This window comes from Luteitalea sp. (assembly GCA_009377605.1).
Lineage (GTDB): Bacteria > Acidobacteriota > Vicinamibacteria > Vicinamibacterales > Vicinamibacteraceae > WHTT01.
Genome location: WHTT01000028.1, coordinates 58,968 through 70,454 on the forward strand (window position 1 = coordinate 58,968; position 11,487 = coordinate 70,454).

Genomic DNA, 11,487 nt, shown 5'->3' on the forward strand with positions numbered 1-11,487 from the left:
TCCCATGAGGTCTAGGGTGCTCTTCATCGACCACGTTGGCACGCTCGGCGGCGGCGAATTGTCACTCATCGACGTGGCCCGCGCCTACCGCGGAACATCCACTGTCGTGCTGCTGGCAGACGGACCGTTTCGCGAGCGCCTCGCGAAGGAAGGCATTCGTGTCGTCGTCATCGACGGGGGCGACGCCCTGCGAGCCGTGCGGCGCGAGACTGACTGGCCTGGCTTTCGGGCCACCTCGCGTGCCCTCGCACTCGGCTGGCGCATCGCCGGTCTCGCGCGGCAGCACGATTGCCTCCACGCCAACTCGCAGAAAGCGTTCGTCGTCGCCTGTTTGGCTGGCGTGCTCGCTCACCGGCCGGTGATCTGGGATCTCAACGACTTGCTGATCCCGGCGCACTTCAGCCGCACGAACATCCGAATCGACGTGGCGCTGGCGAACTACGTGGCGCGCCGGGTCATCGCCAATTCCCAAGCCTCGGCCGCAGCCTTCGTCGCCCAAGGTGGTCGCCAGGACAAGGTGCGCGTCGTCTACAACGGGATCGCGTCCGACGCGTTCGATGCCGTGACCGAGGCTGACGTCGAGGCCGTGCGACGAGAGCTGCAGTTGGATGGGAAGCCGCTGGTCGGCCTGTTCGGTCGCTTGGGAGAGTGGAAGGGACAGGACGTCGCGCTCGAGGCCATGTGCCACCTGCCCGACGTGCGGCTGCTGCTGGTCGGCGACGCCTTGTTCGGTGAAGAACGCTACCGCGCCGCGCTACGGACGCAGGTCACCAGACTCGGGCTGACCGATCGCGTCCGATTTCTCGGCTTCCGGTCCGACGTCCCCCGCCTCATGCGTCTCGTGCAGGCGGTGTTGCATACCTCCAAGGCGCCTGAGCCGTTCGGCCGCGTCATCGTTGAGGGCATGCTGGCCGAGCGACCGGTGGTCGCCACGCGTGCCGGCGGTGTCGAAGAGATTCTCGAAGACGGCGTGACGGGCATTCTGGTGTCGCCCGGAGACCCGGTAGAGCTCGCCACCGCCGTGCGGGACCTGCTGGCGAACCCTCAGCGCGCGAATGAGCTGGGGAAAGCCGCGCGTCGCAGCGCCAAGGCGCGCTTCAGCGTCGACACGATGGTACGGGGTATGACCGAATACATGGAAGAGGTGGTGTACTCATGACCCTCCTTGGAGCCGCCGCGGGTGAGCGTGGCTCGTCGAAGCTCCTCGACCGCGGGCTTTCCTCGCCGAACGCATGCGACGGCAGGCTTGCCCGCCGAAGCGCGGAGCGCGAAGGCGGTCCACGCGTCAGCGTCGTGGTGCTCAACCACAACTACGGGTGCTATCTGAAGCAGTGCCTCGACAGTGTGCTGGCGCAAGACTACGAGCCGCTGGAGGTCATCGTCGTCGACGATGGGTCGACCGACGACTCCCGCGCGGTGATCGAGTCATACGACGGCCGCGTCATTTCCGCATTCAAGCCGAATGGCGGGGTGGCCTCCACGATGAATCGCGGGTTCGCGCTGAGCCACGGCTCCGTCGTGATCTTCGTGGATGCCGACGACTTTCTCCTGCCGGGTGCCGTGGCGGATCATGTGCGCGCACATCGCGATCCGGAGGTCGTCCGATCGCAGGCGTACCTCACGATCCTGAAAGAGGCCCCGTATCCGCTCGACACGATTCCCGGCGAGCCACCAGGTGAAGGCGACTTATGCGACCTGGTCCTGGCCCGAGGGCCAGGGGCATTCATCTCGGCGCCGCAATCGGGCAACGCCTGGGCTCGCCGTTATCTCGAACAGGTGATCCCGCTTCCCGAAACGCTGAAGGGGATCGGCGCGGACTCGTTGCTGATGGACACGGCTCCCCTCTTCGGAAAGATCGTGGCCTTGAAGACGGGACCCCGCGCGGTCTACCGCGTCCACAACAACGGGATGAACGCGGCCAAAGCCGGTCTGACGCCGGCGCAGATCCGCAAGACCGTCGCCCGGCAGGAGGCGCGCGCGTGCCGGCTCGAGGAGGTCGCCACGTCGCTGGGCCATGCCGTGGACAGGTCAGAGTGGAAGTCCCGGAGCTGGCGACTGCTGACGTTGGACTACTTGGCTGGTCGTCTCGGTGATGAGGGCATGATCGTGCCGCTCACCACCCATTTGCGACCGGTGTGGAGGGTCCGCGGGAATGCGCTGAAGCGGCTCTTCCTGGCCGCGGCGCTTCTGTGTATCCGCATCGCGCCCACGCGCCTGTCGCTCGTGCTGACCGGCCGAATCATCAACCCTCGATATTTATAGCGCTCACTTCATGGTCGACCGTTGTGCTCGTGTCGCCGTGCTTGTCGCCGCCCTGGTGCTGGCGTGCTCGTGGCTGAGGCCGTCCCGGTCAGCCAGCGTGTCGCTGCCGGCGGCGGCCGATAGTCTCGTCGACTCGGTCGGGGTCAACATTCATCTGCACTACGACAAGACGCCATATCGCGACCGGTTCGCGCTCATCAAGCGTCGGCTGCTAGAGCTCGGCGTCCGTCACGTGCGGGATGGGCTCGTCGACACGACATGGCGGCGCTACTACGAGCGGCACAACGAGCTCGGTGAAGCGGGCATCAAGGGCACGTTCATCACGGCACCAGAGCAGAGTGTCGAGCTCTGGACGGACTATCCCACGCGGGTGAAGAGGAGTTTCGAAGCCTACGAGGCGCCCAATGAGTACGACATCAAGGGGAGGAGGCCCGACTGGGCGCCCGTCCTGAGGGATACACTCAGGCGCTTGCACGGTCTCAAGGCGGATCGTCGCGTTGCGCGCTTTCCGATCTACGGCGCGTCGTTGACGTCGGAGAAGGCGTACGCGCAGCTCGGTGACTTCAGCGACTACTACGATTTCGCCAACCTCCACAACTACTACGGCGGACGTCACCCGAGCACACGCGGCTGGGGGCCAAAGCGCTACGGGAGCCTCAGCTGGCACTTCAACCTCACGACGCAATACGCGCGGGGCAGGCCGATCGTCACCACGGAGACGGGCTACAAGGACCACCCGTCGGAAGAGAACTGGGTGCCACAAGATGTCGCCGGTCGCTACATGCCAATCGTGGTTCTGGAGCAGTTTCGCGCCGGCATCGTGCGGACGTACCTGTACGAGCTGATTGACTTTCCCAAGTCCGGCCACTTCGGACTCCTCAATCAGAACGGCTCGCCGAAGCCTGCGTTCAACGCGGTCAAGAGCCTGCTCAACCTGCTGGCTGATCCGGGGCCTCCATTCACGCCGAGCGATCTCGCGTACACCGTGCGCAACGACAGCGGCGACGTGCGTCACGTGGCCTTCCAAAAGCGTAACGGCACCTCCTTCGTCGCGCTCTGGCTGGCCAAGCAGAGCTATAGCCAGGAGGACGGCAAGCGCGTGAACGTAGCCACCGAGCACGTCGTGATGACCGTGCCGCGTGACGTGGAGCGCGTGCGCACGCACGAATGGCAGATCGATGGCTCCGTCTCGACCTCACCTTGGTCGAGGGCGTGGGCGATGGAGCCGGTGCCCGTCGCTGATCGGCTCGTGGTTGTGGAGATGGCGTCGAACCGTTGAGAACGACACACTGGACTCGCCAGGTCATGTTCGAGCGCTCGAGAGAGCGTCGGGGAGTCGGGCCGAAGGCCGCCGTTCGCGGGGCGGGAACCGCTGAGCCAAGTGTTGTCGAGAACCTGAAGCACAAGGAACCGTATGGAGACGAGAGACCGTGCTCGTGTTGCCCCGCTCACCGTTGCTGCGCTGCTCACGGTTGGTGCCGCGCTGGCGCCGTCCGCGTCGACGGTCGCGCCGGACACAATCGCAGCGGACCGCTTTGTCGACGCGGCGGGCGTCAACATCCACCTGCACTATGACAACACGCCGTACAGGAGTCAGTTCCCGCTGATCAAGCGCCGCTTGATCGAGCTGGGCGTACGCCATGTGCGCGATGGTCTCGTGGACACGACCTGGCAAGGGTACTACGACCGCCTCAACGAGCTCGGTGCGGCGGGCATCAAGGGCACATTTGTCACGAGTCCCGAGCAGAGCACAGCGCTCTGGATCGACTATCCCACGCGCGTGAGCCACAGCTTCGAGGCGTACGAGGCGCCAAACGAGTACGACAGGTCGAATGACCCGGATTGGGCGCAGGTCCTGACCGCGACGCTCACGCACCTCCGCAAGCTCAAGAGCGACGCGCGCGTCACCGACTTCCCGGTGTATGGGCCGTCGCTGACGAGCGAGAACGCGTACGAGACGCTGGGGGACGTCAGCGCATACTTCGACTTCGCCAACCTCCACAACTACTTCGCTGGACGGCAGCCGAGCACCCAGGGCTGGGGCGCGAATGGATTCGGAAGCATTGCGTGGAATCTCGACCTGGCGGCCAGGCACGCTCCGGGCAAGCCGGTCGTCACGACCGAGACAGGCTATCAAGACAGCGCTTCGCAGGTGGACTGGGTGCCAGCGGATGTGGCCGGCCGCTACATGCCAATTGTCCTCTTGGAACAGTTTCGCGCGGGCATCGTGCGGACGTTCCTGTACGAGCTCATCGACTTCCCCAAATCAGGCAGCTATGGGTTGCTCGAGCAAGATGGATCGCCCAAGCCTGCGTTCACGGCCGTCAAGGGACTCTTGAGCCTCTTGGCCGATCCGGGTCCGGCGTTCACACCGCAGCGCCTGCAGTACACCATCGGAGACGAGCGTGGTAACGTGCGTCACCTCGCCTTCCAGAAGCGCGACGGCACGTACTTCCTGGCGCTCTGGCTGCCTCGGCCAAGCTACGACCTGAGCACGGGCACTCGCATCACCGTAGCAGCCCAGCGCGTCGAGGTGACGCTGCCGAGCGCCGAGCGTCGCCTGCGCACGCACGAATGGCAGACCGCCGGCGCCGTGTCGACGACGCCCTGGTCGACACCAGGGGAGACGATTCCAGTGGCCGTTGCCGATCGACTGGTCGTGATCGAGCTCGCGCAGAGCGCACCAGCAGCGCCAGGAAACCTGCGGGTCGTGAGCGATAAGCCGTGAGGACCCGAAACGAAGTGTCTGGATCCCCAGCGAGCGGCGCATCCAAGGAGTCAACGCCCATGGCTCGTATTCAATCGTACCGGATGGTGCTGGTCGCGTTCATGGCGACGGCGCTGCCCTCGGCTGTCTACGCCCAACAGACGATGGAGGCCGATCGCCTGGTCGAGGCGGCAGGTGTCAACATCCACCTACATTACGACAGCACCCTGTACAGAAGTCAGTTCCCACTGATAAAGGACCGCCTGATCGAGCTCGGCGTCCGCCACGTGCGTGACGGCCTCATCGATACAACTTGGCAGACCTATTACGACCGACACAATGAGCTTGGCGCGGCGGGCATCAGGGGGACGTTCATTACCGCCCCCGGACAGGCGGAGGAGCTGTGGATCGATTATCCCGCGCGTGTGAGTCAGAGCTTCGAAGCGTACGAGGGCCCGAACGAGTACGACATGTCCAACGACCCGAATTGGGTCCAGGTCCTGACGGCGACGGTCGAACGCCTGGGTGTGCTCCGCGACACGCCGGGCCTGGAGCAGTACCCGGTGTACGCTCCGTCGCTGACCAGCGAGCGCGCATACGCGATGCTCGGTGACGTCAGCGCGCACTTCGACGTGAGCAACCTGCACAACTACTTCTCGGGTCGCGAGCCCGAGACGGACGGCTGGGACGCGAACGGATACGGGAGCATCCGGTGGAATCGCGACCTCGCCGAGCGCTACGCAGCCGGTAAGCCGGTGGTCACAACGGAGACGGGGTATCAGGATATCGAGGCGGCGCTCGATCCTGTTCCTCCGGACATCGCGGGCCTCTACATGCCGAGGGTGCTCCTGGAGCAGCTTCGTGCCGGGATCGTGCGGACATTCATCTACGAGCTCGTCGACTTCCCCAGGTCGGGTGGGTACGGACTGCTCGATGCGACCGGCGCGCCGAAGCCAGCGTTCAACGCGGTCAAGCACCTGTTGAATCTGCTGTCGGACCCGGGGCCATCGTTTACGCCGCAGGACCTCTCCTACACCCTCATGGGGAGCACAGACGAGGTGCGCGAGATGGCGTTCCAGACGCGCGACGGCACACACTACCTGGCGCTGTGGTTAGGGGTGCCAAGCTGGGATCCTGTTACCCGTCAGCGCCTCGATCCCGGAGCCCAGAGCGTTGTGGTCAGCTTTCCAGAGGTCATGCGGGTCCGTCTCCATCAATGGGACCGTGACGGCTCGGTCACGATATGGGAGGCCCCGACGGCCACGGCATTCGTTGAGGTGCAGGTCACCGGTGCGCTCACGGTCATCGAGCTCACACAACGGGGGCTATTGGAGCGGCTATTGTGTGGTCTCTTGGGTTGCTGAGTGGGAGGTCGCGGCCGACGGAGATGATCCGCGGACGACAACTCCAGCGAGCGCTGAGCAGTCGCTCGGGCGTGACGCCGGTGATTCGCCAGCCTGGCCGGGCGGTGACCTACGCCGCGCGGCGCACGTTTCGGCCCGCCATCATTTGCCATTTCGGTGTTCGCCTCGCGGTGGATCGGGATCTCCTCTCTCCAGCCATTGTGGATTCGCTGTATCGCGGCGGGTACGAAGCCGCCGAGGTCGACATCATCCGCTCGACGGTGACGCCGGACGACCGTGTGCTCGAGGTGGGCGGTGGCATCGGCTTCACTGGCATCATCGCCGCGCACATCGTACAGCGGCCGGACGATGTGCTGATAGTCGAGCCCAACCCGCAGCTCATTCCACTCATGGAGCGAAACTTTCGCCTCAATGGTGTGTGTCCGACGGTGAGGAATGCCGTACTCGGTCAGGATGGCAGGACGGAGGTGCCCTTTTTCATCCATCGCGACTTCTGGGCGTCATCGCTCACCGCGTTCAAGGGCGCCCGCGAGACGACGGTGCCACAGCTGGACGTTCGCACCATCGTCAAGGCGTTTCGACCGACCTACCTAATCGTCGATATCGAAGGTGGTGAGGTCGATCTCTTCGACAAGCTCGCGCTCGACGGTGTCGAGAAGATCTGCCTCGAGGTCCATCCAGGGCGGACGGGGCGCGCCGCCGTCGACGACCTCTTCGCGGGCCTCGCGCGGCAGCAGTTTGCGCAGGAACGGGCCAGCCGTCTCGAGAACGTCGTGTTCTTCCGAAGGCGGAGTGCATGAGCGAGCTCTCGTCTGCGGTCGTCAGCCTCAGCGTGTCGCCCACTGTTCCATCGGCGGCGTTCTCAATGACATGACCATGAAGCATGTTGGCATCTACCGATCCGTGTACCCGGTGCCCTCGGAAACGTTCATCACCCAACAAGCCGCCCACCTTCGCACCTACACCCCGACGTTTCTCGTGAGGAGGAGAAGAGGAGAGACGAGGTTTCCGACGTTCGCGATCAGCGATGGGGATGTGTACAAGCTGAAGCAGACGTTCCACACGCTGACGCGTTCTCCTCGTCTGTTTGCGGCTGTTGGATCGGAGCGGTACGACCTGTTGCACGCGCACTTCGCGGTCGATGGCGTCTATGCGCTGCCCTTGGCGGCCCGGCTGAACATTCCGCTCGTCGTCTCCGTTCATGGGTACGAGATCACCTCTCATCGCCGGCCCTCGTGGCGGAAGGGCAGCCAGACGAAATTCCAATTCGTGCAGTACATGCTCCATGAGCGAGCTCTGAAGGCACAGGCGACGGCGTTCATTGCCATATCCGAGTACATCAAGCGCAGACTCCTAGAGCGCGGCTATCCCGAAGAGAAGATCCACGTTCATTACATTGGCGTCGACCTCGACTACTTCACCCCCGCATCGCGATCGGCGAGAGACGCGCGCTACGTGTTGTGCGTCGGACGTCATAGCGAGAAGAAAGGGATCGATACGTTGCTCGAAGCGTGGGCCGTCGTTGCGCAACGGCACCCATCGGTCTCGCTCATCCAGGTCGGGGCGGGTCCGCTCACAGAACGTGTGCATCAGTTGGCGCATGAATTCGGTGTCGAGAAGCAAACCCGGTTCCTTGGGGTCCAGCCTCATGAGGAGGTGTTGCGGTTGATGCGGCACGCAGAAGTCTTTTGTCTTCCCAGCCGCACGGCGGTGACGGGCGACTGCGAGGGGTTGGGCATCGTGTTCAACGAGGCGTCCGCCTGCGCAGTGCCGGTCGTGGCCACACGGCATGGGGGCATTCCGGAGGCCGTCATGGACCGCGAGACGGGGCTGCTCGTCCCGGAGGGGGATGCCCCGGCGCTTGCGCAGGCGCTCGATGCGGTGCTCGCCGATCGCGCCCTCGGCGAACGGCTCGGTCGAAGGGGGCGCGAGTACGTGTGCGAGCGGTTCGACGTCCGGCGGCAAGGTGCCAAGCTCGAAGCACTCTATGACGCCGCTGTCGCCCAGTAACAGATTCCTACGTGGTACGGGAAACGAAGCCTGGCCGCGCCGCCGTCCGTTGTCGAACGACGGCCTGCAGTCGCCTCGGCATCAGATAGAGGAGCACCAGCTTGGCGGCCAAGCGTGTCGAGAATCGGACACCGAGAGCGCGAGACAGTTCGCGACGAGCATCCAGCGCCGTCCCGTGAAGCAGGTGCCAGTCCGAGAGCTCGTTGATCCGATCCCGCAAGAGAACCTGAATCCGGTGTCTGACGTCGCCAGGCTCACCATCCGCCATGTCGAGCCATTTCCGCAGCATGGTTTCGAGCGCCTGGATCCGCGTCAGGCTCTGTCGGCTGAACTCGGATGTCAACGCTCCTGATCGAGCGGCCCGACGATCGATATCCACCAAGGGGAGATTCACGTAACAGAAGGTCGTTTCACGAGCCAACCGAAACACGAAGTCCGTGTCTTGCGACACGCGCAGCCGCGGGTCGAACTGGCCAACCCGCGCCATGACGTCTTTCCTCACGAGGAGCGTCTGCATGAACACGCCATGCGATGAATGGACGACGAAGCGAACGGGATCTGAAATTCGACCGATTTGGTCGACGTAGCGCTTTTCTGCCCGCCGGAACGCCGTCGTATCCATCGCCGGATTGTTCACGAACCGTGCGTCCGTAAAACAGGCGCCGCACTCTGGATACCGCGCGAGCGCCCGTAGCTGCCACTCGACCTTTTCAGGCCACCAGAGATCGTCTGAATCGTTGAATGCGATCCAATCCCCGGCGGCTCGAGCCAGCGCGTTGTTCAGCGCGACGCTCTTGCCATGATTGGTCTGGTGAAGGTAGTGCAGGCGGCTGCGCCAATCCGGCCGCCGGTCGAGCAGAGCGCCGACCACGCTCGCCGTCGCGTCCAGCGACCCGTCGTCGACCACGATAACTTCGCTGATCGGGACGGTCTGAGCGAGCACGCTCGTCAGCATCGTCTCCAGGAAGTCTGCACGATTGAACGTCGGAATCAAAACCGAAATGCGCCGCTGGTCATGCACATGGGTAGTATACGGGCACTCCTGCCTGCCAGGAATTCACGAGCACGGCGCCCGTCGCGTGGGTCCTTTTGATCGGTGTGACCTGCCACTGGCGGTGTGCGGACGCCGTTGAGGGGCGCAGGGCCGCGGCACCTCCGATCCGGGGGACGGCGCGCATCTGCTGAGCAACGCCGCACGCTCGTCCCTCGAATCTCGGGCGGTCGCACGCGAGTGGGTGGCGCCGTGCCTTCCGGCATTGGCCGGTGCGTGTGACACACGGCCGTGCATCGTGCGTCGCCGTATCTAGTAGAAGAACCGCGGGGCTCGTATCTCGACAGCGTCCATGTTATACTCCGTAGCACTATCATCGGCAAAGGACACCTTTTACAGGACCATTACAAATAGCTGCGCAACGGGCGATATACGTCAGGCAGCCGTTTCAAGTGTCAGCTACTGTCCGTGGAGCTTGTTACTACTGAGACCAAGTAATCTCTTTTGGTATGAATGCATTTATTGTCGGATGCTCGCGGTCTGGGACGACCTTGGTTCAGTCGATGTTGTCGGCGCATCCTGACTATGTGTCTTTCCCAGAAACCAATATTCTTCATCACCTCTTCCGGGATCTTGACTTTCGTAGATATGGCCTGCTTATCGGCCCCCGCAGGCTGCCACGGATATTGTGTAACAAGATTCTCCACCGATGCGGCTTCACGAGAACACGGCCGGGGCCATTGTTTGACAAATGGCTCGCATCTATCGGCAGGGAAGACCTTCGAGAGCTGGTCCCTGCTTCGCGGCGCCTGCGAGCCATAATGAGCGCATTCGAGCGCATTCTCGATGAAGTGGCTGGAGGGAAGAAGACTGTGGAGAAAACCCCGCAGCATGTGTTCTGCGTTGATCGTCTCAGCCGATATTTCCCGGACAGTTGCTTCATTCATGTCATTCGCGAGCCGGAGGCAAACATAGCCTCGCTGATGGACGCGGCCGCAAGGTATGAAGCTTTTGCCAGCCGCTTTGGTGGAGAGCAGGGACTGGAACGTGCGGTTGCGTACTGGAAAGGAGCGATAGCTATGTCAGCGAGAATGCGTGGGCGCCAGAACCATGTGTTCCTCCGGTATGAGGACCTAGCCTGTTCTCCCTTGGGAGCCTTACAACCTGTGGCGACCGTTCTGGGCATAGAAGTGTCGGAAGACATGCTGACCTACAACATTCAGAACATCACCGTCGAGCGAGAAGCGTGGAAGGCTCGACCGAATCGAACAATAGAGCGGCCAACGAGCAAGGCTGGCAGATTGTTCGATCAGAAGCAGCTACAGTACATCAGGGAGCACACACAAGAGGTCCTGAGGCATTTCCCTTCTGCGCTATAGATACCGTCGCTGTTGGGCCGTTCCACCTGGTGAGGAAACCGAGAAATGAAACCCAAAGTATTTTGCATCGGCTTTCACAAGACAGGGACTACGAGCCTTGCGGTGGCGTTGAGAGAGCTCGGTTATAGGGTGACGGGGCCAAACGGGGTCAATGATCCAGATATTGGCAAGAACGTGTACACATTGGCCTCTAGACTCGTGGAAGAATATGACGCGTTCCAGGACAACCCCTGGCCGGCTATCTACAAGGAGATGGACCACAGGTGGCCGGGCAGCAAGTTCATCCTGATGCTGAGGAACTCAGATGCATGGATCCGGAGTCAGGTGCAGCACTTCCGCACAAGAGAAACGCCGATGAGGAAATGGATCTACGGCGTGGGTTGTCCGGAGGGCAATGAAGAAATCTACGTCAAGAGATATGAAGATCACAACAGAGAAGTTCTTGCTTATTTCCAACAGCGGCCGAATGATCTGCTGGTGATGGATCTTGCAAGGAGAGACGGCTGGGAGAAACTCTGCCCGTTCCTGGGCGCGCCTGTGCCGATGATCCCGTTCCCTCACGCCAACCGGAAGGAAGACAGGGAACGAGGAGGGGCTGGGGATCGTGTGTTTGGGGGATCGATGCTAAGGACTTGATCAGAAATAACCTGATCACTGAGTAACTTCCCCACGTGGATGGATGGTGTAATTCCAGTCGCCATGAAACTCCGCTCGAGTCAGGAGCAGACTGTCCATCTCGGCATTCGGTACCTTGACCCCGAGGGGATACTGCCG

At 62.7% G+C, this 11,487-nt stretch carries 10 protein-coding genes and 1 pseudogene; 9 read left to right on the forward strand and 2 right to left on the reverse strand.

Features of this window, described 5'->3' with window-relative positions; genetic code table 11:
• Positions 1-4: 4 nt before the first annotated feature.
• The 7 genes from GEV06_11660 (at position 5) to GEV06_11690 (ending at position 8,343) form a co-directional block, all read left to right on the forward strand.
• Positions 5-1,159: a glycosyltransferase gene (locus tag GEV06_11660; GenBank protein ID MPZ18553.1), complete on the forward strand. Its 1,155-nt coding sequence runs from the start codon at positions 5-7 to the stop codon at positions 1,157-1,159.
• A complete protein-coding gene (locus GEV06_11665) occupies positions 1,156-2,262 on the forward strand; it encodes a glycosyltransferase (protein MPZ18554.1) in 1,107 nt (368 codons plus the stop codon). Before GEV06_11660 ends, GEV06_11665 begins: the two co-directional genes overlap by 4 nt.
• Positions 2,263-2,272: 10 nt before the next feature.
• Positions 2,273-3,541 carry a hypothetical protein gene (locus tag GEV06_11670; GenBank protein ID MPZ18555.1) on the forward strand — a complete coding sequence of 423 codons (1,269 nt, stop codon included), beginning with the start codon at positions 2,273-2,275 and terminating at the stop codon, positions 3,539-3,541.
• A gap of 135 nt (positions 3,542-3,676) precedes the next feature.
• Positions 3,677-4,990, forward strand: coding sequence for a hypothetical protein (locus tag GEV06_11675; protein ID MPZ18556.1), 1,314 nt, complete (start codon positions 3,677-3,679; stop codon positions 4,988-4,990).
• A 59-nt stretch (positions 4,991-5,049) separates the two neighbouring features.
• A complete protein-coding gene (locus GEV06_11680) occupies positions 5,050-6,333 on the forward strand; it encodes a hypothetical protein (protein MPZ18557.1) in 1,284 nt (427 codons plus the stop codon).
• A 23-nt stretch (positions 6,334-6,356) separates the two neighbouring features.
• On the forward strand, positions 6,357-7,133 hold the full coding sequence (locus tag GEV06_11685; GenBank protein ID MPZ18558.1) for an FkbM family methyltransferase: 777 nt from the start codon (positions 6,357-6,359) through the stop codon (positions 7,131-7,133).
• Positions 7,134-7,209: 76 nt separating this feature from the next.
• Entirely contained in the window at positions 7,210-8,343 is a 1,134-nt protein-coding gene (locus GEV06_11690) for a glycosyltransferase (protein MPZ18559.1), read from the forward strand.
• A gap of 7 nt (positions 8,344-8,350) precedes the next feature.
• On the opposite strand, the gene GEV06_11695 is transcribed toward GEV06_11690, so the two are convergent.
• On the reverse strand, positions 8,351-9,400 hold the full coding sequence (locus tag GEV06_11695; protein MPZ18560.1) for a glycosyltransferase: 1,050 nt from the start codon (positions 9,398-9,400) through the stop codon (positions 8,351-8,353).
• Between the two features lie 443 nt (positions 9,401-9,843).
• On the opposite strand from GEV06_11695, the gene GEV06_11700 reads away from it, so the two are divergent.
• Both GEV06_11700 and GEV06_11705 read left to right on the forward strand, forming a co-directional pair.
• Positions 9,844-10,713 carry a hypothetical protein gene (locus GEV06_11700; protein ID MPZ18561.1) on the forward strand — a complete coding sequence of 290 codons (870 nt, stop codon included), beginning with the start codon at positions 9,844-9,846 and terminating at the stop codon, positions 10,711-10,713.
• A gap of 45 nt (positions 10,714-10,758) precedes the next feature.
• A pseudogene (locus GEV06_11705) lies at positions 10,759-11,283 on the forward strand (hypothetical protein).
• Positions 11,284-11,364: 81 nt separating this feature from the next.
• On the opposite strand, the gene GEV06_11710 reads toward GEV06_11705, so the two are convergent.
• Positions 11,365-11,487, reverse strand: a 123-nt coding sequence (locus tag GEV06_11710; GenBank protein MPZ18562.1) for a hypothetical protein, incomplete at its 5' end; no start/stop codon positions are given.

What these genes read in the sequence shown, in the direction of transcription:
- GEV06_11685 (MPZ18558.1), top strand. Translation starts at nt 6,357, where the DNA reads ATGATCCGCGGACGACAACTCCAGCGAGCGCTGAGCAGTCGCTCGGGC.
- GEV06_11680 (MPZ18557.1), top strand. Translation starts at nt 5,050, where the DNA reads ATGGCTCGTATTCAATCGTACCGGATGGTGCTGGTCGCGTTCATGGCG.
- GEV06_11700 (MPZ18561.1), top strand. Translation starts at nt 9,844, where the DNA reads ATGAATGCATTTATTGTCGGATGCTCGCGGTCTGGGACGACCTTGGTT.
- GEV06_11660 (MPZ18553.1), top strand. Translation starts at nt 5, where the DNA reads ATGAGGTCTAGGGTGCTCTTCATCGACCACGTTGGCACGCTCGGCGGC.
- GEV06_11690 (MPZ18559.1), top strand. Translation starts at nt 7,210, where the DNA reads ATGAAGCATGTTGGCATCTACCGATCCGTGTACCCGGTGCCCTCGGAA.
- GEV06_11675 (MPZ18556.1), top strand. Translation starts at nt 3,677, where the DNA reads ATGGAGACGAGAGACCGTGCTCGTGTTGCCCCGCTCACCGTTGCTGCG.
- GEV06_11665 (MPZ18554.1), top strand. Translation starts at nt 1,156, where the DNA reads ATGACCCTCCTTGGAGCCGCCGCGGGTGAGCGTGGCTCGTCGAAGCTC.
- GEV06_11670 (MPZ18555.1), top strand. Translation starts at nt 2,273, where the DNA reads ATGGTCGACCGTTGTGCTCGTGTCGCCGTGCTTGTCGCCGCCCTGGTG.